The sequence below is a fragment of the Pseudomonas sp. D3-27 genome (genome assembly GCF_051132165.1).
Lineage (GTDB): Bacteria > Pseudomonadota > Gammaproteobacteria > Pseudomonadales > Pseudomonadaceae > Aquipseudomonas.
The window spans coordinates 1,187,971-1,213,359 of the sequence record NZ_CP071667.1 but is presented as its reverse complement, the minus strand read 5'-3'; the positions used below and the strand labels follow the sequence as shown (position 1 = coordinate 1,213,359).

Sequence of the window (25,389 nt, the reverse complement as noted above, 5' to 3'; positions counted from 1 at the left end):
CGCCAATTCAGTCCCGCAGATCCGACTCATGGATCGGCTGGTCCCGATGCGTCGCCCGCTGGTACTGCGCCGGCCAAGTGGCCTTGCGCCCACCCAAGTCATCATCGGCATGCAAGGCCCAATACGGATCGCGCAACAATTCCCGGGCGAGGAAGATGATATCGGCCTGGCAGGTGCGCAGGATGTGCTCGGCCTGGGCCGGCTCGGTAATCATGCCCACGGTGCCGGTGGCAATTTCCGACTCCTTGCGTACCCGCTCGGCGAAGCGGGTCTGATAACCCGGGCCGGTGGGAATTTCCGCATTCGCGGCGGTTCCGCCCGACGACACGTCAATCAAGTCCACCCCCAACATCCTGAATCGTCGCGCCAGTTCCACGGTTTCGTCCGGGTTCCAACCGTCTTCGACCCAGTCGGTGGCGGAGACGCGAACGAACACCGGTAGTTCTTCTGGCCACACCGCCCTCACCGCTTCAGTCACTTGCAGCACCAGCCGGATACGGTTTTCGAACGACCCGCCGTATTGATCGCGGCGCTGGTTGCTCAAGGGCGACAGGAACTGGTGCAGCAGGTAACCGTGGGCCGCATGGACCTCGACCACCTTGAAGCCTGCGGTCAGGGCACGCTTGGCCGCGTCCACGAATGCCTGGATCACGCCAGCGATCTGCCCCTCGTCCAATTGCATCGGCTGGGTGTGTTGTGGGTCGAAGGCGATTGGCGAAGGACCGACCGGCACCCAGCCGCCGTCCTCCGGCTTGACGCTGCCATGCTTGCTCAACCAGGGCCGCCAGGTACTTGCCTTGCGACCTGCGTGCGCCAGCTGGATGCCGGGGACGGCCCCTTGGGCGGTGATGAAACGGGTGATGCGTTGCAGCGCCGGGATTTGCTCATCGTTCCACAACCCAAGGTCCTGGGCGGTGATACGGCCGTCCGCGGTGACTGCGGTGGCTTCGGTGAACACCAGCCCGGCGCCGCCCACGGCGCGACTGCCAAGGTGTACCAGGTGCCAGTCGTTGGCCAGGCCATCGACGCTCGAGTATTGGCACATCGGCGAAACCGCGATGCGATTGGGAAGGGTCAATTGGCGAAGGGTATAGGGTTCCAGCAGCAGACTCATGGGGCACCTCTCGAATCAGTGGGCAGGCTCCAGGGTTCTGTTTGAAAAGTCGACGAGTGACAAAAAGGTACAACACCCGCCCCCGCGGGCAAAAATCCGACAAGACGTCACAAGGGCTATCAAGCAGTGCTTAGAGACTAGTCGACAACTTCGAAGGAGGGAGGGTTCCGATTCCAAAAACCGACCCTGGGTGGCCAAGCTGTTCGCCTGGGTCTTGTGGCAAGCGAGCTTGCTCCCTCGCCACAGGTTTCGCTTGGGTTCTGCTATCGCGGCTCGATATGGGCGATCATCAGTTGCACCGTTTCCTGGCCACGAAACTCGTTGAGGTCGAGCTTGTAGGCCAGTTCCACCCAGCGCACAGTCGGGTTCGGCCAGATCTCACGGTCGATGCCAAAGGCGATGCCATCGAGCTTCAGCGAGCCGCACTCACTTTTGAGAACAACCTTCAAGTGACGTTCGCCCACCACTCGCTGCTCGACCAACTGGAAAACACCGTGGAACACTGGCTCCGGGAAATGCTGGCCCCACGGTCCCGCATGGCGCAGTGCCCGGGCCAGTTCCAGATGGAATTCCTCGACCGCCAGGGTGCCGTCCGACAGCAGTCTTCCAGTCAGGTCCTCCTCACGCAGTTGCCTACGTACTTCAGCGTCGAATGCCTCGGCGAACAACGGAAAATTCGCCTCGGGCAATGTCAGCCCCGCCGCCATGGCGTGGCCGCCGTATTTGCTAATGAGGGTTGGATGCTGTGCCGCAACGACACTCAGGGCATCGCGGATATGGAAGCCTGGCACTGAACGACCGGAGCCCTTCAGAAGACCGTCGCCGGCATCGGCGAAAGCGATGGTCGGACGGAAATAACGCTCCTTCATGCGCGAGGCGAGGATACCGATCACGCCTTGGTGCCATTGCGGGTCGAACAGACACAAGCCGAACGGCATCGACTCCACCGGCAGGTCCTTGAGCTGAGCCAGGGCTTCACGCTGCATGCCCTGCTCAATGGATTTGCGATCCTGGTTCATGCCGTCCAGCTGGGCCGCCATCTCACGGGCCAGCGTTGGGTCGGCGGTCAGCAGGCATTCGATGCCCAGGCTCATGTCGTCCAGGCGTCCCGCCGCATTCAGTCGTGGACCGACGATGAAACCCAGGTCCGTGGAGGTGACGCGCGACGGATCGCGCTTGGCCACTTCCAGGATGGCCTTGATCCCGGGACGCGCGCGGCCAGCGCGAATACGCTCCAGACCCTGGTGAACCAGGATCCGGTTGTTGGCGTCCAGGGGCACCACGTCGGCCACGCTGCCCAGCGCCACCAGGTCCAGCAACTCACCAATGTTCGGCTGGGGCGTGCTGGCATACCAGCCCAGGCCGCGCAGGCGCGCCCGCAGCGCCATCAGTACATAAAAAATCACCCCGACGCCCGCCAAAGCCTTGCTTGGGAATTCGCAGCCCGGCTGGTTCGGGTTGACGATTGCATCGGCCTGCGGCAACTCCAACCCAGGCAAGTGGTGATCGGTAACCAGCACCTTCAGGCCCGCCGCCTTGGCCGCCGCCACGCCTTCCACGCTGGAAATGCCATTGTCCACGGTGATCAGTAACTGTGGCTCGCGTGTCAGGGCGACTTCGACGATCTCCGGCGTCAAGCCATAGCCGTATTCGAAGCGATTGGGCACCAGGTAATCGACATGAGCCGCGCCCAGCAGCCGCAGGCCCAACACACCCACGGCACTGGCCGTCGCGCCGTCGGCGTCGAAGTCGCCGACAATCAGGATCCGCTGGCGTTGCTCGAGCGCCGCCACCAACAGATCCACCGCCGCATCGATCCCCTTGAGCTGCTGGTAGGGAATCAGGCGCGCCAGGCTTTTGTCCAGCTCAGCCGCCGATTGCACGCCTCGAGCGGCATAGAGGCGAGTCAACAAGGGCGGCAGGTCACCAAGGAACGGCAGGGTGTCGGGGAGTTGGCGGGGTTCTATGCGCATGGGGGACGGACATTTCTCTACTTTTTGGTCCTGGACCGTGGCGAGGGAGCTTGCTCCCGCTGGGCTGCGTAGCGGCCCCCTTGATTGTGGGCGCTGCGCACCCAAGCGGGAGCAAGCTCCCTCGCCACAATGAGTTCACTCAATACTTGTCAATGGCTCAACCACGCTCACCCAGCAACCATTGCAACTGGACTTCATGCTGGCCACGGTCGTCGGTCACGAAAATGGTCCCTTCGCTGATCATCACGTCCCACTTGATGACGCGGGGCATGTCCTTGGCCAGGGTTTCGAGGACTTCCTGGGGCACGGCGGCGATGTTCACGTTTTTCAGGGTCTTCACGGCTGGAATCACCTTGCCCTCCCAGACACGCAGGCTGCCATAGGCCAGCAGGCTGGTGCGCTCGGTACGACGCGAGCACCACGTCAGGCGTTCGGCATCCGGCTGGCCGACTTCGATCCAATGCAGGACACGGTCATCCAGGCTTTTTTCCCACAGGGCAGGTTCATCGACGTCTGCCAGGCCACGACCAAACGCCAGCAGCTCGTTGTACCAGAACGCGTAGGCCAACAAGCGCACGGTCATGCGTTCCTCGGTTTCCGAAGGATGGCGGGCGATGGTCTGCTTCACGCTCTCATACACACTGCGGTCGAGGTCGGTGAGGTTCAGTTCGAATTTGTAGGTCGTGGACGGCTGGGCCATGAACGGGCTTCTTGATACGAGGAAAGTCGGCAAGTCTAACCGATGAGGCGGCCAATCCACGAATTGCCGACCATCAACCTGCGGCGACAGGCGTTGGCCTATGATAAAACGCTCTATTCGTTCTGCCTTTGTCCTACAGGATTCGCCATGTCGCTTACTGCCAAACCCCTTGCCGGAGTCAAAGTCATTGAACTCGGCACCTTGATCGCCGGCCCCTTCGCCTCGCGGATCTGCGGTGAATTCGGTGCCGAGGTGATCAAGGTCGAATCCCCCGACGGCGGCGATCCGCTGCGCAAATGGCGCAAGCTGTATGAAGGCACGTCCTTGTGGTGGTTCGTCCAGGCACGCAACAAAAAGTCCCTGACTCTGAACCTCAAGCACCCCGAAGGCCTGTCGATCCTGAAACAGCTGATCGGCGAAGCGGACATCCTGATCGAGAATTTTCGCCCGGGCGTGCTGGAAAAGCTCGGTCTGGGCTGGGACGTATTGCACGCGCTGAACCCTAAACTGGTCATGGTGCGGCTCTCCGGTTTCGGCCAGACCGGGCCGATGAAGGATCAACCGGGGTTTGGCGCCGTCGGCGAATCCATGGGCGGCCTGCGCTACATCACCGGTTTCGAGGATCGTCCGCCAGTGCGTACCGGAATTTCAATCGGCGACTCCATTGCCGCACTCTGGGGCGTGATCGGCGCACTGATGGCCTTGCGTCACCGCGAGGTAAATGGCGGGACCGGACAAATGGTGGACGTGGCGCTGTACGAGGCGATCTTCGCCATGATGGAAAGCATGGTGCCGGAGTTCGATGTGTTCGGCTTCATCCGCGAGCGCACCGGCAATATCATGCCCGGCATCACCCCGTCATCCATCCACACCAGTGCCGACGGCAAACACGTGCAGATCGGCGCTAACGGTGACGCAATCTTCAAGCGCTTCATGCAGATCATCGGCCGCGACGACCTGGCCAACGACCCGCAACTGGCCGGCAACGATGGACGCGACAGTCGCCGCGACGAGCTGTATGGCGTGATCGATCGCTGGGTCAACTCACTGCCGCTGGAGGCTGTCATCGACCAACTGAACCAGGCCGGAGTACCGGCCAGCCGGATCTTCAGCGCCGAAGACATGTTCAGCGACCCGCAGTTTCTCGCCCGGGAAATGTTCTTGCAGGCCAAGCTGCCGGACGGCAAGGCGTTCAAGATGCCGGGCATCGTACCGAAACTGTCGGACACGCCGGGCACATCCGAATGGGTCGGGCCGGCGCTGGGTGAACACACGGCACAGGTACTCGGCGAGCTGGGCTACGATGCGCAGCGGATCGCCAAACTGCGGGCCGATGGTGCTATTTGAGATAAGCAGCTAAAGCACGTTGTCAGATCTTTAACTGTGGGAGCGATGCCCTTGGCGGGATAGAACGAGCCAAGCCCTGAACGCCAGGCAAAAAGAAACCCCGAGAAGTGGGGAGACAACTCGGGGTTAAACGTGACCATTCAAGGTCCGTGCAACAAGCGACAAGCACCGGAGCACAATGCTCGCTCTTGTTGGTAAAAGGTCTGACTCACAGGGACGTAGGAAGGTTCCCTCAAACCGTCGCTCAATTAGGGACAGCCATGGCCTTGTCCCCTGCCAGATTACGCAAAGCCGCGATCACGCAGGGCTCCAGGCGGCCTTCGGCGATCAGTACATCGCGGTGCAGGCCATCGACCACGTCGGTGAGCTGGCGCTTGTCGGCCAGCTGGGCCTGGTTGAACACCCGCTCGACCATGATGGCCCCCGTGGGGTTTTTCAGCGTTACCAGGCATTCACCCTTGGCACCGGAGGGAGTGAGCGTGACCTGATACGGGCTCAAGGCTTCATTCAGCAACAGGCTGATACTTTCCATTCGATCACCCTTCAATAGTCCGAGAAAACAACTGCACATTAAGTGACCGTGGGCCATGGCCTAAAGTTCTGCCAGCGCAACGAACCGACACTTTTGCAGCGTGTTCAACCGAGCATGCGCGCCCAATATGACAGGTTGGCAACAGGCACGGCCATCATCAAGCCAGGAAGCGGTTGCGGCGCCAACGATGCCCAACATCGATCCACCCTCCCAGCAGACCGCGCAACTGACCATCGGCCCCATAGAACGGCACTGACCAGTGATAGATGTCCCGCAAGCCACCGCTGAACATCAGTTGGCGGTCCACAAAACGCGGCTGGCGGGTTTGCAGCTGCTCCATCAACTCGCCGTGCAACAATTCGGCGGTTGCTGCTGGAAACGTCGCGGAATCGGTCAGGCGCGTGCCCAGCAGCTTCTCGAAGCGAGTCTCGAACTGATCCTCATAACTTTTGTTGCACATGATCAGGCGACCTTCCAGGTCGCGAATGAAGATCGGATCGGGGATCGCGTCCATCAGGGCTCGCTGGAACTTCAGTTGGTCATTGAGTACGGCCTCGACCTTGAGCCGTTGATCAATCTGGACCTGCAGGCGTCGGTTCCATAACAGCGACAGCAGGGACAACAGGCCAAACACCCCGAACACGACCACACACCAGTAGCCCCACTGTTTGATGTACAACCAGGAAGACGGTGACGGATGGGGAGCGATGCCTGTCAGCCATTTCGAGCGCAGCGCTCGCATCTCTTCGGCGGGGAACGCTTCCAGCGCCTTGTTCAGGATGCTTAACAATGGCCGAAGGTCTTGGCGCACAGCCAGATAGTCGGGCTCCCACTTGCCTTCGAGATTGCTTCCTACTTGCAGCTGCCCCGCAGGGTACAGGTGCGCGCCGGTTTCATTTTCAATGGTGGCGTAGGCTTCACCGCTTTCCACCAGCGCCCGAGCTTCACCGTACGTCTTGACCGTGCGCAACTCGATGGCTGGATGATTGCGCCTGATCTCCGACTCCAACGCATGCCGTGCCGGCAACACCAGCACCTTGCCTTCGAGTTGCTCCAGCGAACGAAGTGCGGGCTCTGCGTCACGTCCGACGAAGACCCAACCGGAACCTCCGAAGGCATGGCTGAAACTCAAGAACTCCCTGCGCTCGTCATTCATCGCCAGGGTAGTCGTCATGTCGGCCTCGCCTTTTTCCAACAGGGCCATTAATTGATCGGGAGAGAACGACTCCCGATGAACGAATTCAAGTCCGGTCATGTGCTCGATACGCCGGAGAATATCGTCGTTCAGCCCGTTCCATTGCCCACGTTCATTTTTGAACAGGTACAACGGGAACTGCATCGAGGCGACGACGACGCGAGGGTTTTCGCTGATCCACTTCAGCTCCTGGGCATCGAGCGCGATCCGTCCGCTGGATTCGAACGGTGGCTTGCCAGAGGCCGCCAACTGGGCCGCGCCTCCCCATGGCGCCCCAAACAAAAACACCAGGCCCATCATCCAGCTCATCACTGGTTTGCAACGTATAAAGAACAACATCTGCACTTCCTTCGAGATTACCCGCCCGTCCCTCCAAGGGCGGAAACCCGGCCAGTTTGGCATGCAGAAACAAGAAAGCCCGTCAGGAGACGGGCTTCAAAATGTGACAACTTCCAGCTATCAGAGAGGCTTGCCGCGGTTGCCATGCTGGCTGACAAAGGCCTGCACGGCTTTCAAGTCATTGGGCAACACCGTGCAACGCTCGTTTCGCTCAAACAAATCCGAAAGATGTGCAGGCAGTTCAAGCGCTTTTCCTACGCCAGCTTTCTCCACGGCTTCCGGAAACTTGACCGGGTGTGCGGTGCCCAGGACGACCATCGGGGTATCCAGGCTGCGGCGGCACTCGCGTGCAGCTCTCACGCCAATGGCGGTGTGTGGGTCGAGCAGCTCACCGCTCTGCTCGAACACCTCGGCGATGGTTTCGCAGGTCTGCGCGTCATCCACTGCAAGGGAGTCGAACAGCTTGCGGGCTTCGGTCCAGCGCTCGGCTTCGACGCTGAAACCGCCACCCTGGCGGAAGCTGTCCATCAGGCCGGCAATCGCGGCGCCATTGCGACCGTGCAAGTCGAACAACAGGCGCTCGAAGTTCGACGACACCATGATGTCCATCGAAGGTGACAGCGTGGCGTGCAGGGTTTCCTTGACGTACTGGTTACCGCTCATGAAGCGATGCAGGATGTCGTTGCGGTTGGTGGCGACGATCAACTGGTTGATCGGCAGGCCCATGTTGCGCGCCAGGTAACCGGCGAAAATATCGCCGAAGTTGCCGGTAGGCACCGAGAACGCCACCGAACGGGCCGGGCCGCCCAACTGCAGCGCCGCGTGGAAGTAGTAGACGATCTGGGCCATGATCCGCGCCCAGTTGATCGAGTTCACCGCCACCAGCCGGGTGCCCTTGAGGAAGCTCTGGTCGGCGAAACTGGCCTTGACCATTTCCTGGCAGTCATCGAAGTTGCCTTCGATGGCGATGTTGTGGATGTTGTCGCCGAAGATCGTCGTCATCTGCCGACGCTGCACTTCCGAGACACGGTTGTGCGGGTGCAGGATGAAAATATCGACGTGCTCGCAATGCTTGCAGCCTTCGATCGCGGCCGAGCCGGTGTCGCCGGACGTTGCGCCGACGATCACCACGCGCTCGCCACGCTTTTGCAACACGTAGTCCAACAGGCGGCCGAGCAGCTGCAGGGCGAAATCCTTGAACGCCAGGGTCGGACCGTGGAACAGCTCCATGACCCATTCGTTACCGTTGAGCTGGCGCAACGGTGCGATGGCATTGTGGGAAAAGACCCCATAGGTCTCTTCCAGAATCTTTTTGAAATCGGCGTCCGGGATGCTGCCGGCAACAAACGGGCGCATGACCCGGAAAGCCAGCTCGTGGTACGGCAGGCCGGCCCAGGAGGCAATCTCTTCCTGGGTGAAACGTGGCAGGTTCTCCGGCACATAAAGACCGCCATCCGTGGCCAGGCCGGCCAGCAGGACATCTTCGAAATTCAGGGCCGGTGCCTGGCCGCGGGTGCTGATATAGCGCATAGGGGCAAACCTTCGGTTTGAGCTTCAAGCCTCAAGCTGCAAGCTACAAGTGAAAAGCGGTTCGGCTTTTACTTGCAGCTTGCAGCTTATAGCTTGCCGCTAAATTAGTTCAAATGTTCGACGCGGATACGGACCACTGGGCCAACGACCCCCTGGAGCGCTTCCAATGCCGCAATCGCATCGTTGATGCGCTGCTCGACCACGCGATGGGTCAGCAGGATCATCGGCACCAGGCCATCATGTTCCTCGACTTCCTTCTGCATGATCGACTCGATGTTGATGCCGCGCTCCGAAAGAATGCTCGCCACCTGGGCCAATACGCCCGGATGGTCCTTGGCCTGGATACGCAAGTAGTAGGCACTTTCGCAAGCATCGATCGGAAGAATCGGATGGGCCGACAGCGAATCCGGCTGGAAGGCCAGGTGCGGCACTCGGTTCTCTGGATCCGAGGTCATCGCGCGAACCACATCCACCAGGTCGGCGATCACCGACGATGCAGTCGGCTCCATGCCCGCGCCAGCCCCGTAGAACAGCGTCGACCCGCAGGCATCACCATTGACCATCACTGCGTTCATCACACCGTTGACGTTGGCGATCAGGCGGTCGGCCGGGATCAGCGTCGGGTGTACGCGCAATTCGATGCCGCTGGCGGTGCTGCGCGCCACGCCCAGGTGTTTGATGCGGTAGCCCAAGGCTTCGGCATAGTTCACGTCAGCGGTGGTCAGCTTGGTGATGCCTTCGGTGTAGGCCTTGTCGAATTGCAGCGGTATTCCAAAGGCGATGGAAGCCAGGATCGTCAGCTTGTGCGCCGCGTCGATGCCCTCCACGTCGAAGGTTGGATCCGCCTCGGCATAACCCAGGGCCTGGGCCTCGGTGAGGACGTCCTCGAAGGTGCGACCTTTCTCGCGCATCTCGGTGAGGATGAAGTTGCCGGTGCCGTTGATGATTCCCGCAAGCCAGTTGATACGGTTGGCCGACAGGCCTTCGCGAATCGCCTTGATCACCGGGATGCCACCCGCCACGGCGGCTTCGAACGCCACGATCACGCCTTTCTCTCGTGCCTTGGCGAAGATTTCATTACCGTGAACGGCGATAAGCGCCTTGTTCGCGGTGACCACATGCTTGCCATTCTCGATGGCCTTGAGTACCAGCTCTCGGGCAACGGTATAGCCGCCCATCAGCTCTATCACGATGTCGATCTCAGGGTTCGTGGCCACTTCGAAGACATCGTTGGTAATCGCAATACCGGTCGTCTGGAACTGAGGCTTTGGCGTGCGCATGGCAATTTGTGCCACTTCGATTCCACGCCCGGCACGACGAGCAATTTCCTCGGCGTTGCGCTGAAGTACGTTGAAGGTGCCGCCACCGACGGTACCTAACCCACAGATGCCTACTTTGACCGGATTCACTCTTGACTCCCCATGAAACGGCCGACGCAAGGTCGGCCGTGAAATACAGCCGCGCAGCAACGCGACTTTGTGTTTAACGGCCCGACGAACGTTTTCGCCGAGCCGTGATCTTCAAAAGCGGATCGACGCAGGTCATTTTGCGTCCAAAGCCAGTTTGGCGACTTGCGGCGCCGGCTGATAGCCCGGAATCACCTGGCCGTCCGCCAAAACGATGGCCGGCGTACCGTTGACGCCGATGGACTGGCCGAGGGCGAACTGCTTGGAAACCGGATTCTCGCATTTGGCAGACTTGATCTCCTTGCCGTCGACCATCTTGTCCATGGCTGCTTTCTTGTCCTTGGAACACCAGACCGCCTGCAACTGCTCGTCACCCGGCGAGCCCAGGCCCTGGCGCGGGAACGCTACATAACGCACTTCGATGCCGCGCTTGTTGAGTTCGGGCACTTCAGCGTGCAGCTTGTGGCAATAAGGACAGGTGGTGTCGGTGAACACGGTGATGTGCGACTTGGTTTCGCCGACTGCTGGATAGACCACGGTTTCGGCGACCGGGATGCCGTTGATCAACTTCGAAATGCCCTGGCGTTCGGTGATCTCGGTGAGATTGACCGGCTTGCCGTCCTTGAGCGTGAACAGGTTGCCCTGGACGATGTACTGGCCGTCGGCGCTGGCGTACAGCACGCGGCTGCCCTTGAGCTTGACTTCATAGAGCCCGGACATGGGACTGGCAGAGATGGCTTCGATCGGCACTTCGAGCTCGAGGTTGGCCAGGCTCTTGCGGATAGCCTGGTCAGCCGCGTCGTCGGCGATGGCAAAGGTGCTGGCCAACGCAATGGCGGCGGCGGTGAACATCTGGATCAAACGCATGAGGACTCCTGAGGCGAACAAATGGGACGGGAACCAACGACCCGCAGATTCGGGTTCCAGCCGCCCACCGTGCAAACCGGGAAAGCCTACCACATAAGGCTGGCGTGGCCGAATGCCGGTGATGCAAGGCAATGGCGAGCGCTTATCTGTGGGGTCCTTCTTCAGCCGCGGGGATGATGCTTGGCGTGCAGGTCCTGCAACCGCGCCCGAGCCACGTGGGTGTAGATCTGGGTGGTGGACAGGTCGCTATGTCCCAGCAACATCTGTACTACCCGCAGATCAGCGCCATGATTGAGCAGGTGCGTGGCGAAGGCATGGCGCAAGGTGTGGGGGGACAGCGATTTATTGATTCCCGCCACCTTGGCCTGGTGCTTGATGCGGTGCCAGAAAGTCTGGCGGGTCATCTGCTCGCCGCGCAGGCTCGGAAACAGCACATCGCTGGGACGCCCACCCAGCAGGTCATGACGCGCATCGCGCATGTAGCGCTCGACCCAGACGATCGCTTCCTCGCCCATGGGCACCAGGCGTTCCTTGCTGCCCTTGCCCATCACCCGCAGCACGCCCTGGCGCAGGTTCACTTGCTCAAGTGTCAGGCTGATCAGTTCGGTGACCCGCAAACCACAGGCATACAGCACTTCCAGCATCGCTCGGTCGCGCTGGCCGATGGGGTCACTGAGGTCGGGGGCCGCCAGCAATGCTTCCACGTCCGTTTCCGACAGGGATTTTGGCAGCGGACGGCCCAGTTGCGGCATTTCCACGCGCAAGGTCGGGTCCACCGCAATCACTTTTTCCCTCAGCAAATAGCGATAGAAGCCACGCAACCCGGAAAGAAATCTGGCGGTAGAGCGGGGTTTATATTTCTGCTCCAAACGCCACGCCAGATGATCGAGGATCAATTCCCTTCCGGCGTAGATCAACTCCAGATTCTGTTCCTGCAACCAGCCATTGAACAAGGCCAGGTCGCTGCGATAGGCGCCGCGGGTGTTATCGGAGAGCCCCTTCTCCAGCCACAGGGCGTCGAGGAACTGGTCTATCAGTGGATGGTCGATGGCTGGCATAAAGACTCATGAGCTAGCGAAGGCTGCGTCGCATAAAAAACGACGAGTGAAGAGTGCTCAAAGCACAAATCGCAGGCAACAAAAAAGCAGCCCGCAGGCTGCTTTTTTTTGCATCGGAAGCTGGACTTAAGCCAGTTTTTCCTTGATGCGAGCTGCTTTACCCGACAGGTCACGCAGGTAGTACAGCTTGGCTTTACGCACGTCACCGCGACGTTTCACAGCCATGCTGTCGATTTGCGGGCTGTAGGTCTGGAAAGTACGCTCTACGCCAACACCGTTGGAGATTTTACGAACGGTGAATGCACTGTTTACGCCGCGGTTACGCTTGGCGATAACAACGCCTTCGAACGCTTGCAGACGCGAACGGTCGCCTTCCTTCACTTTCACCTGAACGACAATGGTGTCGCCTGGGGCAAAGGTAGGGATCTCTTTGGTCATCTGCTCTGCTTCGAGTGCAAGGATGATTTTGTTAGTCATGCTGTGCTCCTAAGGCAAGTCAACGGACTTACCATCGATACGTTGTTAACTATCGTCCCGCTCGCGGATGTATTCCTCGAGCAGCTTCTTCTCTTCTCCAGAAAGCGAGCGGCTTTCCAGAAGATCGGCGCGTCGTTCATAGGTCCGACCAAGGGACTGCTGTAAACGCCAACGCCGGATGTGCGCGTGGTTGCCACTTAGCAACACGTCGGGAACACGCTGATCCGCATACACCTCCGGTCGGGTGTAGTGCGGGCAATCCAGCAGACCATCCGTAAAGGAATCTTCCTCGGCGGAATCCGCATGCCCTAAAGCTCCAGGCAGCAGTCGTGTAACCGCATCGATCAGGACCATCGCCGGCAGCTCGCCGCCAGACAGTACATAGTCGCCAATCGACCACTCTTCATCGACATGAGCTTCAATGAAACGCTCGTCAATGCCTTCATAACGGCCGGCAATCAGGATCAATGCATCCGAATTCGCCAGCTCGCGTACCGCCGACTGAGTCAGCTGACGGCCTTGGGGCGACAGGTAGATCACCCTCGCACCCTCCCCGGCTGCCATCCTGGCCTGAACCAGCGCATCTTCCAGGGGCTTGATCTTCATCACCATGCCCGGACCACCGCCAAACGGGCGATCGTCCACAGTGTGATGCCGATCCGTGGTGTAGTCTCGCGGATTCCAACAGGTGAGCTGCAATAGCTCCTGTTTCACCGCGCGGCTGGTTATGCCGTATTCGCTGATGGCGGAAAACATCTCGGGAAACAGCGTGATGACTTCAACGCGCAAATTAGCCACGTTTAGAAATCCGCATCCCATTCCACCTTCATCTCGCCTGCTTCAAGGTCGACTGCCAACACGCATTGCTCCGTATAGGGCAACAGGCGTTCGCGATCATCCAGGCTGCCGACGCAAGGCTTGACCACCATGACATCGTTCGAACCGGTCTCGAGCAGATGATCGATCTTCCCGAGCAATTGCCCGAGGTGGTCGATGACCTTCAGACCCACCAGCTGGTACCAGTAGTACTCGCCGTCGGTCAGTTCAGGGAACAGGTTGCGCGGCACGCAGATCTCATAACCGGCCAGAAGACGCGCTTCTTCACGATCATCGAGACCCTTGAGCTTCGCGACCAGGAATTTGTCGTTCCCGCGTCCGCTGACCAGCTCCACCTGTTTCACGCTACCTTCGCGCTTGAGCGTCCAGGTTTTGTAGTCCAACAGGTTCTTGATCGGATCAGTAAAGGAATACACCTTCACTTCGCCGCGAACGCCATGTACAGAGTAGATCTTGCCGACAACGATCAAATCACCGGCATCTTTTGGCGTCGCGTTCATATTGCTCAGGCCGCGGCCTTAGCCGATTCCTTCAACAACTGAGCAACACGCTCAGAAGGTTGTGCACCAACGCTCAGCCAGTAGGCCACGCGCTCTTGGTTCACGGACAGACGAACTTCCTGACCACGGGCAACAGGGTTGAAGAAACCAACCTGTTCCTTGTGGGAACCGTCACGCGGGTTGCGGCTGTCGGTTACGGTCAGGTGGTAAAACGGGCGCTTTTTGGAGCCGCCAAGGGCAAGACGGATTGTTAGCATGTGAACATCGTTCCTGTAGTCGGTGCTGCAAATCTAAATGCACAGCGGGCATAGGTGCCCGAAAGGCCGCATATTCTAAGGAATATCCGGACTTTTGCAAATGACTTTTTCCGGCGCCTGGCGCGGTGCAATCAAGATTTGCCATAGAGCCGTCATGAAAAACGGCGGGTCAGCTCCCGCGTAGCGCGGGTTTGCTGGAAATCCCCGCTTCCGTGCGAGGCAACGCCGACATGACAGCCGGCGCAGATTCTTTACATTTTCGGCATGCCGCCGCCGGGCAACATACCGCCCATGCCGCGCATCATCTTGGCCATCCCGCCCTTGGCGGAGAATTTCTTCATCATCTTCTGCATCTGCTTGTGCTGCTTGATCAAGCGTCCGATGTCCTGCACCTGGGTGCCGGAACCCATGGCGATACGACGCTTGCGCGAACCGCTGATCAGCTCAGGGTCGCGGCGCTCGGCCGGGGTCATGGAGTTGATGATGGCTTCCATCTGCTTGAACTGCTTTTCAGCCGCGCCCTGGGCATTGCCCATCTGCGCCAGGTTCACGCCGCCGATGTTCGGCAGTTTGTCCATGAGGCCGCCGAGGCCGCCCATGTTCTTCATTTGTTGCAGTTGGTCGCGGAAGTCTTCGAGGTCGAAGCCCTTGCCCTTCTTCAGCTTCTTGGCCAGTTTGTCGGCCTTGTCCTTGTCGAGGGTCTGTTCGGCCTGCTCGATCAGGCTGAGCACATCGCCCATGCCGAGGATGCGCGAAGCGATACGCTCGGGGTGGAACGGCTCGAGCGCTTCGCTCTTCTCGCCCATGCCGATGAACTTGATGGGCTTACCGGTGATGGCGCGTACCGACAGCGCGGCACCGCCACGGGCGTCGCCGTCGACCTTGGTCAGGATCACGCCGGTCAGCGGCAGTGCGTCACCGAACGCCTTGGCGGTGTTGGCCGCGTCCTGGCCGGTCATGGCATCCACCACGAAGAGCGTTTCCACGGGGTTGATCGCGGCATGCAGCGCCTTGATCTCACCCATCATCTCTTCATCGATGTGCAGGCGACCGGCGGTGTCGACGATGACCACGTCGATGAATTTGAGCTTCGCTTCCTTTATAGCCGCCTGGGCGATGTCCACCGGCTTCTGGCTCAGGTCGGACGGAAAGAACGTCACGCCGATATCGCTGGCCAGGGTTTCCAGCTGCTTGATTGCCGCCGGACGGTAGATGTCCGCCGACACCACCATCACCGACTTCTTCTTGCGCTCCTTAAGGAAGCGCGCCAGCTTGCCGGCGGTGGTGGTCTTGCCCGCGCCCTGCAGACCGGCCATCAGCACCACCGCTGGCGGCACGGCGCTGAGGTTCAGGTCTTCGTTGGCGGCGCCCATCAGGCTTTCGAGCTCGGCCTGGACGATCTTTACGAACGCCTGGCCCGGGGTCAGGCTGCGGGACACTTCGGTGCCGACGGCGCGTTCCTTCACCGAATTGACGAAGTCCTTCACCACCGGCAGGGCAACGTCGGCTTCGAGCAACGCCATGCGCACTTCGCGCAAGGTGTCTTTGATGTTGTCTTCGGTCAGTTTCGCCTTGCCGGTGACATGGCGCAGCGTCTGCGAGAGACGGTCGGTTAGGTTTTCAAACATGCGCGATCCTTTCAGGCCCAGATAAGACCGGGATAATGGCGGCCCAGACCGTGAAATATGTGCTCGGCGAGCCTGCGGCGTGGGCAGGTCGCGGATTATAGCGAAGAAGCGTGCGACGTACACCTCGCCGTCGGTTGCGGCGGTCTTTCGTGCGGTAGGGGTTCTATGCCAAACTCAGCGCCTTTCGGGCCTGCCTAACAGGATTTATGCTCCCCTTGTCACCCAGCTTGCTTGCAACCCTCGCCGCCGCTTGTCTTTATGCCGCTGCGACCTTCTATCAGGGCACCCGTCTGGCCTCCGGCGCCAAGGCGAACAAGCGCCTGCTGGTCACGCTCGGCGTGCTGGCGGTGCTCGGCCATGCGGTCAGCCTGTTCACCCACTTGATGACGCCGATCGGCCTGGGCCTGGACTTCTTCAACGCCGCCAGCCTGATCGCCATGGCCGTGATCGCGCTGACGCTGCTGGCCTGCTCGCGCATCCCCGTGGAAAACCTGCTGGTGCTGCTGTTCCCCCTCGGGCTGGCCACGGTGCTGCTGGCGCAATTCGCGCCCTCGGGCACCGTGCAGATCATCGACGAGGAACCGGGCATCCTGGCGCATATCCTGTTGTCGATCCTCGCCTACGGCCTGTTCACCATCGCGGTGTTCCAGGCACTGCTCCTGCTGTTGCAGGACCACCAGCTCAAGCACAAGCACCCCTCCGGTCTGATCCGCAATTTCCCGCCCCTGCAAACCATGGAAAGCCTGCTGTTCGGCTTCCTCTGGGCCGGCTGGACCCTGCTCTCGCTGTCGTTGATCTCCGGCTGGCTGTTCGTCGAGAACCTGTTCGCCCAGCATCTGGTGCACAAGACTCTGCTGGCGTGCCTGGCGTGGGTCGTTTTCAGCGTGCTGCTGTGGGGTCGCAACCGCCTCGGCTGGCGTGGCCACAAAGCCATTCGTTGGACCCTGGCGGGATTCTGCCTGCTGATGCTGGCCTACTTCGGCAGCAAGCTGGTCCGCGAATACATCCTGCATGTCTGACGGACGACGCTGATGGATAGGCTGCCCTTGGGGCCATTGTTTGCGGTAATGGTCGTGCTGATCCTGTGGTCAGCCCTGTTCACGGCCATCGAAGCCGCCCAACAGTATCTACTCGCCCAACGCAGGGCCTCGCGCTCCGGCGACAAGCCATTGGCGAAGCTCAGCTTTCCCTTGGCCAGCCTGATCCTGTGCAACACCCTCTGTCGCGCCCTCGCCGTGGTCATCGGCACGTGGCTGGCTATTTTCACCTGGCTGGAAAACGGCCCCTGGCTGGCCTGGCTCGGCACCAGCGTGGCCCTGCTGGTTTTCGCCGACTACCTGCCACGCACGCTCGCCACCCGTCATCCCGATGCGGTGCTGGCCCTGGGCAACGGTTTGCTGGGCGTTCCGTTGAAAATCGTTTATCCGGTGGCCTGGCTGCTCAATGGCCTCAGCCAGTTGCTGCTGCGCCCTTTTGCCCGCAAGGCTGGCGCGGTCCAGCAAAGCGACGACGAGCCCCCCGCGACGCCGCGTGCCGAGGAACAGGAACAGACCAGCGGTCGGGTGCATCCGGTTTCCGGTATCCACGCGCTGGACAACATCACCGTCAACGACATCCTCGTCCCTCGCAGCGAGGTGGACGGGATCAATCTCGACGACCCCATCGGCGACATCATCGAGCAGTTGCGCCTGAATCGGCGAACCCGCCTGCCCGTGTTCCACAGCGATATCAACCAGGTCGAAGCAGTCCTCAATACCCGCCAGGTTCGCCATCTACTGGCGGATGCGAGCCTGACCAAGGAAGCACTGCTGGCTGCCTGCCACGAACCGTATTTCGTTCCCGAGAGCACCCCGCTGCAGCTGCAGCTGCTCAACTTCCACAAGCAGCAACGCCGCTTGGGCATGGTGGTGGACGAATATGGCGAAGTCATGGGCATCGTGACCCTGGAGGACATCCTGGAGGAGATTGTCGGCGAGTTCGAAAGCGAGCACAGCCTCGACAATCCCCACGTTCATCCCCAACCCGACGGCCGCTTGATGATCGATGGCGCCGCGTCGATCCGCGAGCTGAACAAGACCCTCGGTTGGCATTTGCCCTGCGACGGCCCCAAGACGCTCAATGGCTTGGTGACCGAAGCATTGGAAACCATCCCGGAAAGCCCGGTGTGCCTGAAGATCGGCCGCTACCGCCTGGAAATCATCGAGACCGTCGACAACCGCGTCAGCCAGGTGCTGGTGTGGCATAACAGCTCGGTGCCTGCTGTTTCCTGAATCCCTGTCTGGACCTGATAGCCCTTGTGGCGAGGGAGCTTGCTCCCGCTGGGCTGCGCAGCAGCCCCAAAAGCAGCCCCCCCCCAACCTGCCTGACACACCGAGTGATCAGGTTTCAGGGCCGCTTCGCAGCCCAGCGGGAGCAAGCTCCCTCGCCACAAAAAGCTCGGCGCACGCCTCAATATTGTGTGCGGGCTCACTTGTTGAATCATTAGCCTCCTTCCTATACTCAAACCGCTTACCCAGCCCCGCCCGAACCTCGTGCCTACCCTGCACACAGACGGTTCCGGGCCGTTCACCGGTTCTATTCGCTTCAGCCCTGCGACTGTTCCTACCCGAAACAGCGACAGCGCCCACCCCACATCCCTGGGTGTTTGACCATAATAATTCGCTCCAACGGAGCATATGACTGTCAGGGACAACCGCATGACAACCACTACCTGCAACGAAGCAGTGCCTGTCGAGCCGACCAACTCCGCCACCCGCGTGGCGACCGCGAGCTTCATCGGCACCGCCATCGAGTTCTATGATTTCTACGTCTATGCCACCGCCGCGGCCCTGGTGATCGGACCGGTATTCTTTCCGCAGACCTCAGGCACGGCACAGATGCTGTCGTCCTTTTTGACCTTCGGTATCGCGTTTCTCGCCCGCCCCCTGGGCTCGGCGCTGTTCGGCCACTTCGGCGACCGCATCGGGCGCAAGTCGACACTCGTGGCCTCGCTGCTGCTGATGGGCGTGTGTACCACGCTCATCGGCGTGCTGCCTGGCTACGCCAGCATTGGCGCCTGGGCCCCGATTCTCTTGTGCCTTTTGCGTTTCGGCCAAGGGTTGGGGCTTGGCGGCGAATGGGGCGGCGCGGCCTTGCTGGCCACCGAGAACGCCCCAAAAGGCAAGCGCGCCTGGTTCGGCATGTTCCCGCAACTGGGCCCCTCCATCGGTTTCCTGGCGGCCAACGGATTGTTCCTTACCCTTGCCATGACCCTGGATGACGAGCAGTTCCGCTCATGGGGCTGGCGGATTCCGTTCTTGCTCAGCGCCGTATTGGTGATCGTCGGCCTCTATGTACGTCTCAAGCTCCACGAGACGCCGGTGTTCGCCAACGCCATGGCCCGCCAGGAACGGGTGAAAATCCCGCTGGTGGAGTTGTTCAGCCAGTACTGGGCGCCGACACTGCTTGGCGCGGCCGCGATGGTGGTGTGTTACGCCCTGTTCTACATCTCCACGGTATTTTCCTTGAGCTATGGCGTCGCGACCCTGGGCTATAGTCGCGAGACCTTTCTCGGCCTGCTGTGCTTTGCAGTGTTGTTCATGGCCGCCGCCACGCCGCTGTCGGCCTGGGCAAGCGACCGGTTTGGCCGCAAGCCGGTGCTCATCACAGGCGGCCTGCTGGCGGTGGCCTCGGGCTTCCTCATGGAGCCCCTACTGACTCAAGGCTCCACGGGAAGCGTGGCGCTGTTCCTGTGCATCGAGCTGTTCCTGATGGGCGTGACCTTCGCGCCCATGGGCGCGTTGCTGCCGGAGCTGTTTCCTACGCATGTGCGCTACACCGGCGCGTCGGCGGCCTACAACCTGGGTGGCATTGTCGGCGCTTCTGCGGCACCGTTCTTCGCGCAGAAGCTGGTGGCGATGGGCGGCCTGAGCTACGTCGGCGGTTACGTATCCGCTGCCGCGGTGCTCAGCGTGATCGCCGTACTGTGCCTGAAGGAAACACGCCACAACGACCTGAACCGCGTAGGCTGAAACGCGTGGCGAGGGGGGCATCCCCTCGCCACGCCAACCTGTCGCCCACCTGAATACCCATCAATGAAATAACCGCTGACAATTGCCCGCCATTGAAACAACCCCCTGCCCGCCCCATCTAAGGTCCATACCCCATTGCGCAGGTGCCCCATGAGCGACCAGCACTCTACTGAAGCGAATAACGAATACACAGAATCCGAGCACATCGAACACACCGTTTCCGGCACCGGCCTGGCCCTGCCCGGCCAGAGCCTGCCGGACAAGGTCTACATCATTCCTATCCACAACCGCCCGTTCTTCCCGGCCCAGGTGCTGCCGGTCATCGTCAACGAAGAGCCGTGGGCCGAAACCCTGGAACTGGTGGCCAAGTCCGAACATCATTCCCTGGCGCTGTTCTTCATGGACTCACCCCAGGAAGACCCGCGCCATTTCGACACTTCGAAGCTGCCGCTCTACGGCACGCTGGTGAAGGTCCACCACGCCAGCCGTGAAGCCGGCAAATTGCAGTTCGTTGCCCAGGGCCTGACCCGCGTGCGCATCCGCACCTGGCTCAAGCACCACCGCCCACCGTACCTGGTGGAAGTCGAATACCCGCACCAGCCGAGCGAGCCGACCGACGAGGTCAAGGCCTATGGCATGGCGCTGATCAACGCGATCAAGGAGCTGCTGCCGCTCAACCCGCTGTATAGCGAAGAGCTGAAAAACTACCTCAACCGCTTCAGCCCCAACGACCCGTCACCGCTGACCGATTTCGCCGCCGCGCTCACCTCCGCCACCGGCAGCGAATTGCAGGAAGTACTCGATTGCGTGCCGATGCTCAAGCGCATGGAAAAAGTCCTGCCGATGCTGCGCAAGGAGGTCGAGGTCGCGCGGTTGCAGAAAGAAATTTCCGCCGAGGTCAACAGCAAGATCGGCGAACATCAGCGCCAGTTCTTCCTCAAGGAACAACTCAAGGTCATCCAGCAGGAGCTGGGTCTGACCAAGGACGACCGCAGCGCAGACCTGGAACAGTTCGAACAGCGCCTTGAAGGCAAGGTATTGCCGGCCCAGGCCGAGAAGCGCATCGAAGAGGAAATGAACAAACTCTCGATCCTGGAAACCGGCTCACCGGAGTACGCCGTCACACGCAATTACCTGGACTGGGCAACATCAGTGCCTTGGGGCGTGTATGGCCAGGACAAGCTCGATCTCAAGCATGCGCGCAAGATTCTCGACCAGCACCACGCCGGGCTGGGCGACATCAAGGAGCGCATCCTGGAATTCCTCGCCGTGGGCGCGTACAAGGGTGAGATCAGCGGTTCCATTGTGTTGCTGGTGGGCCCGCCCGGCGTGGGCAAGACCAGCGTCGGTAAATCCATTGCCGAATCCCTCGGGCGGCCGTTCTATCGCTTCAGCGTCGGCGGCATGCGCGACGAAGCCGAAATCAAGGGTCACCGGCGCACCTACATCGGGGCCCAGCCGGGCAAGCTGGTGCAGGCGCTCAAGGACGTCGAAGTGATGAACCCGGTGATCATGCTCGACGAAATCGACAAGATGGGCCAGAGCTACCAGGGCGACCCAGCATCCGCGCTGCTGGAAACCCTCGACCCCGAGCAGAATGTCGAATTCCTCGATCATTACCTGGACATGCGCCTGGACCTGTCGAAAGTGCTCTTTGTGTGCACCGCCAACACCCTCGACTCGATCCCCGGCCCGCTGCTGGACCGCATGGAAGTCATTCGCCTGTCGGGCTACATCACCGAAGAGAAGGTTGCCATCGCCAAGCGTCACTTGTGGCCCAAGCAACTGGCCAAGGCCGGCGTGTCCAAGGGCAGCCTGAGCATCAACGATAGCGCCCTGAAGGCCCTAATCGACGGCTACGCCCGTGAAGCCGGGGTACGCCAGTTGGAGAAACAACTGGGCAAACTGGTGCGCAAGGCCGTGATGAAACTGATCGAGGATCCAAAAGCCGTGATCAAGCTCGGGCCCAAGGATCTCGAAGCCTCCCTGGGCAAACCGGTATTTCGCAACGAGCAGGTGCTGTCTGGCGTCGGGGTCATCACCGGCCTGGCCTGGACCAGCATGGGCGGCGCCACGTTGCCGATCGAGGCAACGCGGATCCACACTCTCAATCGCGGCTTCAAGCTCACCGGGCAACTGGGCGAGGTGATGAAGGAGTCTGCGGAGATAGCCCACAGCTACGTCAGCTCCCACCTGAAGCAGTTCGGTGGCGATCCGAAGTTCTTTGACGAGGCCTTCGTGCACCTGCACGTACCGGAAGGCGCCACGCCCAAGGACGGCCCGAGTGCCGGCGTAACCATGGCCAGCGCCTTGCTGTCCCTTGCGCGCAACCAGCCGGCGAAGAAAGGCGTGGCCATGACTGGCGAATTGACACTTACCGGCCACGTCCTGCCGATTGGCGGCGTACGCGAAAAGGTCATCGCGGCGCGCCGGCAGAAAATCAATGAGTTGATCCTGCCGGAAGCCAACCGTGGCAACTTCGAGGAGCTGCCGGACTACCTGAAGGAAGGCGTCACGGTGCACTTTGCCAAGCGGTTTGCGGATGTGGTGAAGGTGTTGTTCTGATGTTCCTGTAGCGGCTGGACTGGCCTCATCGCGAGCAAGCTCGCTCCCACAGGGTTCGGTGTGGATCACAAATGCTGTGAACACCACAAATCCCCTGTGGGAGCGAGCTTGCTCGCGATGAGGCCTTAACAAACAACACATCTCCAGCTGACACACCCAGTAGCATCTTCGGTTATGCTCGCCGTTCGTCGTGAATGCCGGAGCCCTTATGTCCCTCACCCGCCTGCTTGTCCCCGTCAGCCTCGCCTTGCTGAGCGCCTGCGCCACACAGCCGAAACACAATGTGACGGTGGAAAAACAGAGCCAATGCCCGGTGCAGCTCAAAAACGGGCAGAACCTGATCCTGAGTTTGCCGAGCAATCCCACCACCGGCTATCGCTGGAGCATCCAGGATTCGGCCGGCGGTGTTCTCAAAGGCCTCGGCCCCGAGGTTTACCGTAACCCGGAAGATGCCGGCATCGTCGGCGCCGCCGGTGTCTCGACTTGGCGCTTCCAGGCGTTCGACGCCGGCACCGGGCGCTTGCGCCTGACTTATCAACAGCCATGGGCACCCGAAGTGCCACCCGTGGAAACGTTTGACTGCGCTATTTCGGTGAAATGACCGTGGGTTGGCTGATCCTCGCGCTGATGGGTGCGGCCACCTTTCTATATGGCCTGAGCGTGCATGCCACGTTGCTGTGCCTGCTGGTCAAGCCAATGCCGGTGCTGGCCCTGCTGGGCTGGCTGCACGACGCGCCGCCGGGCGATTACCGACGCTGGATAAGCCTGGGCCTGATATTTTCAGTGGTGGGCGACGTATTGCTGGCCTGGCCAGGAGATTTGTTTGTATTGGGGCTCGGCGCTTTTTTGTTGGCGCACCTGGCCTATTTGAAAGCCTACCTCAGTGACTGCCGCCGCCCGGCGCTCATGCCGTTGACGATTGCCTTGTTCATTGGCGCCTTGCTGTTGGGAATATTGGTGTCGAACGGCCTCGGGCCGCTGCTGGTGCCGGTGGTCGTCTATGACTTGGTCATCAGCGCTATGCTCTGGAGGGCCCTGGCGCGCTTGGGGACCGAGGTGCCGAAACGCTCGGCCCTGCTCGCAGCCGTTGGAGCGCTGGGGTTTGTCTTTTCCGACAGCCTGATCGGGATCAACCGGTTCGTGGCGCCGTTCCATGCCGCGCCCTACCTGATCATCATCAGTTACTGGCTGGGGCAGTGGGGCATCACTGCATCGGCGTTCCCCCGAAAGCCGCACTAAAGCACCGTTTTTCTGGTTAAAATGCCGGCCTTTTTCAACACCCCAGCCGCTGGAACCGCCGTGAGCAAAGAGCCCGACCGCCTATTCGCCCAACCCTTGGCCCAGGTGCCCGACTTCGCCTTCAATGAAGACGTGGTGCGGGTGTTCCCGGACATGATCAAGCGGTCAGTGCCAGGCTACCCGACCATTGTCGAGAACCTCGGCGTGCTCGCGGCGCAATTTGCCCAGCCCAACAGCGTGCTTTATGACCTGGGCTCCTCCCTCGGAGCCGTGACCCAGGCATTGCGCCGCCACGTGCGCACCGAGGGTTGCCGGGTGATTGCGGTGGATAACTCTTCGGCCATGGTCGAGCGCTGCCGCGAATACCTCAACGGCCAGGACTCGATGTTCCAAGAGCTGCTGCCGGTGGAAGTGATCGAAGGTGACATCCTCGCCCTGACGTTTCAACCGGCCTCGGTGGTGGCGTTGAACTTCACCCTGCAATTCATCGCGCCGGACCAGCGCACCGCGCTATTGGGCCGCATTCGCCAATCGTTGCTACCCGGCGGCGCCCTGATCCTTTCGGAGAAGCTGCGCTTCAACGATGCCGAGGAACACGCGTTGCTCACCGAGCTGCACGTGGCGTTCAAGCGCGCCAACGGCTACAGCGAACTGGAAATCGCTCAGAAACGCAGCGCCATCGAAAACGTCATGAAGCCCGACAGCCTCGAAGAGCACCGCGAGCGCCTGCTGGCCGCCGGGTTCTCGAAAGTCGTGCCGTGGTTCCAGTGTCTTAACTTTGCCTCGTTGATTGCCCTGCCATGATCGATCTGTCTCCCCTCGCCCGCCATCTGGCCGGCACACCTCTGGCCGACTGGGCCGCGACGTTGCAAACGCAGCTCGACGTCAAGATGGAGAAGGGTCACGGCGACCTGGAACGTTGGCAAAGCGCCCTCGATGCGCTGCCGCTCTTGCAGCCCACCACGGTGGATTTGCTGAATGGGCTGACGCTGGACGCCGATTGCTCCGACGAAACCCGCGCCCAAATGCGTACCGCGTTGATGGGCCTTTCGCCTTGGCGCAAAGGCCCGTTCGATCTGTTTGGCGTGCATGTGGATACCGAATGGCGCTCGGATTGGAAATGGTCGCGCGTCGCCCCGCATCTGGATCTCAAGGGCAAGCGGATCCTCGACGTTGGTTGCGGCAACGGATACTACATGTGGCGCATGCTGGGCGCCGGAGCCGACACGGTGATCGGCGTCGATCCGAACTGGCTGTTCTTCTGCCAATTCCAGGCGGTACAGCGCTACCTGTCCCAGCCCAATGCCTGGCACCTGCCGTTTCCCTTCGAGGCCCTGCCGCCAGAGCTCGAAGGCTTCGATACGGTGTTTTCCATGGGCGTGTTCTACCACCGCCGCTCGCCAATCGAGCATCTACTTGCTTTGAAGGATTGCCTGGTCAAGGGCGGCGAACTGGTGCTGGAAACCCTGGTGATCGAGGGCGACGAGCATCAAGTGCTGGTGCCCGAAGATCGCTACGCGCAGATGCGCAACGTGTGGTTCCTGCCATCGGTCCCGGCCTTGGAGCGCTGGCTGCGTCGCGCCGGGTTCAGCGACGTGCGCTGCGTGGACGTGAGCCTGACGACCGTGGAGGAACAGCGCGGCACCGAATGGATGAAATATCAGTCGCTCAGTGATTTCCTCGATCCGGCGGACCACAGCAAGACCATCGAAGGACTGCCGGCGCCGATGCGGGCGGTGATCGTGGCGCGCAAATAAATCGCCCGAGCCCCCTGCGGGAGAGCAACCTACTCACTTAAGGGCTGCCAATCATTGT

The 25,389-nt window shown here is 60.8% G+C and carries 23 protein-coding genes; 9 read left to right on the top strand and 14 right to left on the bottom strand.

Annotated features, from left to right (window positions below):
• Positions 1 to 7 precede the first annotated feature (7 nt).
• The 3 genes from J3P92_RS05655 to J3P92_RS05645 all read right to left on the bottom strand — a co-directional run bounded on the left by J3P92_RS05655 (position 8) and on the right by J3P92_RS05645 (position 3,787).
• On the bottom strand, positions 8 to 1,114 hold the full coding sequence (locus J3P92_RS05655; protein WP_434650081.1) for an NADH:flavin oxidoreductase/NADH oxidase: 1,107 nt from the start codon (positions 1,112 to 1,114) through the stop codon (positions 8 to 10).
• A gap of 263 nt (positions 1,115 to 1,377) precedes the next feature.
• Entirely contained in the window at positions 1,378 to 3,087 is a 1,710-nt protein-coding gene (recJ, locus tag J3P92_RS05650) for a single-stranded-DNA-specific exonuclease RecJ (RefSeq protein ID WP_434650080.1), read from the bottom strand.
• A 157-nt stretch (positions 3,088 to 3,244) separates the two neighbouring features.
• Positions 3,245 to 3,787: a YaeQ family protein gene (locus J3P92_RS05645; RefSeq protein WP_434650079.1), complete on the bottom strand. Its 543-nt coding sequence runs from the start codon at positions 3,785 to 3,787 to the stop codon at positions 3,245 to 3,247.
• A gap of 147 nt (positions 3,788 to 3,934) precedes the next feature.
• Between J3P92_RS05645 and J3P92_RS05640 the strand changes: the two genes are divergently transcribed.
• The gene (locus J3P92_RS05640) at positions 3,935 to 5,134 is read left to right on the top strand and encodes a CaiB/BaiF CoA transferase family protein (protein ID WP_434650078.1); all 1,200 of its coding nucleotides are present in this window, start codon (positions 3,935 to 3,937) and stop codon (positions 5,132 to 5,134) included.
• Positions 5,135 to 5,378: 244 nt separating this feature from the next.
• Here the strand turns inward: J3P92_RS05640 and J3P92_RS05635 are convergent, their stop codons facing one another.
• From J3P92_RS05635 to ffh, 11 genes are all read right to left on the bottom strand, one after another.
• Positions 5,379 to 5,666: a DUF3509 domain-containing protein gene (locus J3P92_RS05635; protein ID WP_420764186.1), complete on the bottom strand. Its 288-nt coding sequence runs from the start codon at positions 5,664 to 5,666 to the stop codon at positions 5,379 to 5,381.
• A gap of 157 nt (positions 5,667 to 5,823) precedes the next feature.
• On the bottom strand, positions 5,824 to 7,200 hold the full coding sequence (locus J3P92_RS05630; RefSeq protein WP_434562475.1) for a transporter substrate-binding domain-containing protein: 1,377 nt from the start codon (positions 7,198 to 7,200) through the stop codon (positions 5,824 to 5,826).
• A 120-nt stretch (positions 7,201 to 7,320) separates the two neighbouring features.
• Positions 7,321 to 8,730: a threonine synthase gene (gene thrC / locus J3P92_RS05625; protein ID WP_420764184.1), complete on the bottom strand. Its 1,410-nt coding sequence runs from the start codon at positions 8,728 to 8,730 to the stop codon at positions 7,321 to 7,323.
• Between the two features lie 104 nt (positions 8,731 to 8,834).
• Positions 8,835 to 10,139, bottom strand: a complete 1,305-nt coding sequence (locus tag J3P92_RS05620) for a homoserine dehydrogenase (RefSeq protein ID WP_434650077.1) — start codon at positions 10,137 to 10,139, stop codon at positions 8,835 to 8,837.
• Between the two features lie 132 nt (positions 10,140 to 10,271).
• The gene (locus J3P92_RS05615; RefSeq protein WP_420764182.1) at positions 10,272 to 11,003 is read right to left on the bottom strand and encodes a DsbC family protein; all 732 of its coding nucleotides are present in this window, start codon (positions 11,001 to 11,003) and stop codon (positions 10,272 to 10,274) included.
• A 161-nt stretch (positions 11,004 to 11,164) separates the two neighbouring features.
• Entirely contained in the window at positions 11,165 to 12,061 is an 897-nt protein-coding gene (gene xerD, locus J3P92_RS05610) for a site-specific tyrosine recombinase XerD (protein ID WP_434650076.1), read from the bottom strand.
• Positions 12,062 to 12,187: 126 nt separating this feature from the next.
• Positions 12,188 to 12,538 carry a 50S ribosomal protein L19 gene (gene rplS, locus J3P92_RS05605; protein WP_003175895.1) on the bottom strand — a complete coding sequence of 117 codons (351 nt, stop codon included), beginning with the start codon at positions 12,536 to 12,538 and terminating at the stop codon, positions 12,188 to 12,190.
• Positions 12,539 to 12,583: 45 nt separating this feature from the next.
• Positions 12,584 to 13,357 carry a tRNA (guanosine(37)-N1)-methyltransferase TrmD gene (gene trmD / locus J3P92_RS05600; protein WP_434650075.1) on the bottom strand — a complete coding sequence of 258 codons (774 nt, stop codon included), beginning with the start codon at positions 13,355 to 13,357 and terminating at the stop codon, positions 12,584 to 12,586.
• Positions 13,339 to 13,875 carry a ribosome maturation factor RimM gene (gene rimM / locus J3P92_RS05595; protein WP_420764180.1) on the bottom strand — a complete coding sequence of 179 codons (537 nt, stop codon included), beginning with the start codon at positions 13,873 to 13,875 and terminating at the stop codon, positions 13,339 to 13,341. Before rimM ends, trmD begins: the two co-directional genes overlap by 19 nt.
• Positions 13,876 to 13,880: 5 nt before the next feature.
• Positions 13,881 to 14,132, bottom strand: coding sequence for a 30S ribosomal protein S16 (rpsP, locus tag J3P92_RS05590; RefSeq protein WP_003198088.1), 252 nt, complete (start codon positions 14,130 to 14,132; stop codon positions 13,881 to 13,883).
• Positions 14,133 to 14,383: 251 nt separating this feature from the next.
• Positions 14,384 to 15,760, bottom strand: coding sequence for a signal recognition particle protein (ffh, locus tag J3P92_RS05585; protein WP_413794151.1), 1,377 nt, complete (start codon positions 15,758 to 15,760; stop codon positions 14,384 to 14,386).
• 206 nt (positions 15,761 to 15,966) lie between these two features.
• On the opposite strand from ffh, the gene J3P92_RS05580 reads away from it, so the two are divergent.
• The 8 genes from J3P92_RS05580 (at position 15,967) to cmoB (ending at position 25,331) form a co-directional block, all read left to right on the top strand.
• Positions 15,967 to 16,779: a cytochrome C assembly family protein gene (locus J3P92_RS05580; RefSeq protein ID WP_434562471.1), complete on the top strand. Its 813-nt coding sequence runs from the start codon at positions 15,967 to 15,969 to the stop codon at positions 16,777 to 16,779.
• Positions 16,780 to 16,791: 12 nt separating this feature from the next.
• On the top strand, positions 16,792 to 18,030 hold the full coding sequence (locus J3P92_RS05575) for a CNNM domain-containing protein (RefSeq protein ID WP_434650074.1): 1,239 nt from the start codon (positions 16,792 to 16,794) through the stop codon (positions 18,028 to 18,030).
• A 426-nt stretch (positions 18,031 to 18,456) separates the two neighbouring features.
• Positions 18,457 to 19,770 carry an MFS transporter gene (locus J3P92_RS05570; protein ID WP_434562467.1) on the top strand — a complete coding sequence of 438 codons (1,314 nt, stop codon included), beginning with the start codon at positions 18,457 to 18,459 and terminating at the stop codon, positions 19,768 to 19,770.
• Between the two features lie 150 nt (positions 19,771 to 19,920).
• Entirely contained in the window at positions 19,921 to 22,335 is a 2,415-nt protein-coding gene (lon, locus tag J3P92_RS05565) for an endopeptidase La (RefSeq protein ID WP_420764176.1), read from the top strand.
• Between the two features lie 208 nt (positions 22,336 to 22,543).
• Positions 22,544 to 22,936: a protease inhibitor I42 family protein gene (locus tag J3P92_RS05560; protein ID WP_434650073.1), complete on the top strand. Its 393-nt coding sequence runs from the start codon at positions 22,544 to 22,546 to the stop codon at positions 22,934 to 22,936.
• Positions 22,937 to 22,938: 2 nt separating this feature from the next.
• The gene (locus J3P92_RS05555; protein WP_434650072.1) at positions 22,939 to 23,574 is read left to right on the top strand and encodes a lysoplasmalogenase; all 636 of its coding nucleotides are present in this window, start codon (positions 22,939 to 22,941) and stop codon (positions 23,572 to 23,574) included.
• 60 nt (positions 23,575 to 23,634) lie between these two features.
• Positions 23,635 to 24,378: a carboxy-S-adenosyl-L-methionine synthase CmoA gene (gene cmoA, locus J3P92_RS05550; protein WP_434562463.1), complete on the top strand. Its 744-nt coding sequence runs from the start codon at positions 23,635 to 23,637 to the stop codon at positions 24,376 to 24,378.
• Positions 24,375 to 25,331, top strand: coding sequence for a tRNA 5-methoxyuridine(34)/uridine 5-oxyacetic acid(34) synthase CmoB (gene cmoB / locus J3P92_RS05545; protein ID WP_434650071.1), 957 nt, complete (start codon positions 24,375 to 24,377; stop codon positions 25,329 to 25,331). Before cmoA ends, cmoB begins: the two co-directional genes overlap by 4 nt.
• Positions 25,332 to 25,389: the final 58 nt, after the last annotated feature.

Bases quoted from the DNA above. Each gene is read 5' to 3' on its own strand.
- J3P92_RS05655 (WP_434650081.1), bottom strand. From the start codon at position 1,114: ATGAGTCTGCTGCTGGAACCCTATACCCTTCGCCAATTGACCCTTCCC.
- recJ (WP_434650080.1), bottom strand. From the start codon at position 3,087: ATGCGCATAGAACCCCGCCAACTCCCCGACACCCTGCCGTTCCTTGGT.
- J3P92_RS05645 (WP_434650079.1), bottom strand. From the start codon at position 3,787: ATGGCCCAGCCGTCCACGACCTACAAATTCGAACTGAACCTCACCGAC.
- J3P92_RS05640 (WP_434650078.1), top strand. From the start codon at position 3,935: ATGTCGCTTACTGCCAAACCCCTTGCCGGAGTCAAAGTCATTGAACTC.
- J3P92_RS05635 (WP_420764186.1), bottom strand. From the start codon at position 5,666: ATGGAAAGTATCAGCCTGTTGCTGAATGAAGCCTTGAGCCCGTATCAG.
- J3P92_RS05630 (WP_434562475.1), bottom strand. From the start codon at position 7,200: ATGTTGTTCTTTATACGTTGCAAACCAGTGATGAGCTGGATGATGGGC.
- thrC (WP_420764184.1), bottom strand. From the start codon at position 8,730: ATGCGCTATATCAGCACCCGCGGCCAGGCACCGGCCCTGAATTTCGAA.
- J3P92_RS05615 (WP_420764182.1), bottom strand. From the start codon at position 11,003: ATGCGTTTGATCCAGATGTTCACCGCCGCCGCCATTGCGTTGGCCAGC.
- xerD (WP_434650076.1), bottom strand. From the start codon at position 12,061: ATGCCAGCCATCGACCATCCACTGATAGACCAGTTCCTCGACGCCCTG.
- rplS (WP_003175895.1), bottom strand. From the start codon at position 12,538: ATGACTAACAAAATCATCCTTGCACTCGAAGCAGAGCAGATGACCAAA.
- trmD (WP_434650075.1), bottom strand. From the start codon at position 13,357: ATGGGATGCGGATTTCTAAACGTGGCTAATTTGCGCGTTGAAGTCATC.
- rimM (WP_420764180.1), bottom strand. From the start codon at position 13,875: ATGAACGCGACGCCAAAAGATGCCGGTGATTTGATCGTTGTCGGCAAG.
- rpsP (WP_003198088.1), bottom strand. From the start codon at position 14,132: ATGCTAACAATCCGTCTTGCCCTTGGCGGCTCCAAAAAGCGCCCGTTT.
- ffh (WP_413794151.1), bottom strand. From the start codon at position 15,760: ATGTTTGAAAACCTAACCGACCGTCTCTCGCAGACGCTGCGCCATGTC.
- J3P92_RS05580 (WP_434562471.1), top strand. From the start codon at position 15,967: ATGCTCCCCTTGTCACCCAGCTTGCTTGCAACCCTCGCCGCCGCTTGT.
- J3P92_RS05575 (WP_434650074.1), top strand. From the start codon at position 16,792: ATGGATAGGCTGCCCTTGGGGCCATTGTTTGCGGTAATGGTCGTGCTG.
- J3P92_RS05570 (WP_434562467.1), top strand. From the start codon at position 18,457: ATGACAACCACTACCTGCAACGAAGCAGTGCCTGTCGAGCCGACCAAC.
- lon (WP_420764176.1), top strand. From the start codon at position 19,921: ATGAGCGACCAGCACTCTACTGAAGCGAATAACGAATACACAGAATCC.
- J3P92_RS05560 (WP_434650073.1), top strand. From the start codon at position 22,544: ATGTCCCTCACCCGCCTGCTTGTCCCCGTCAGCCTCGCCTTGCTGAGC.
- cmoB (WP_434650071.1), top strand. From the start codon at position 24,375: ATGATCGATCTGTCTCCCCTCGCCCGCCATCTGGCCGGCACACCTCTG.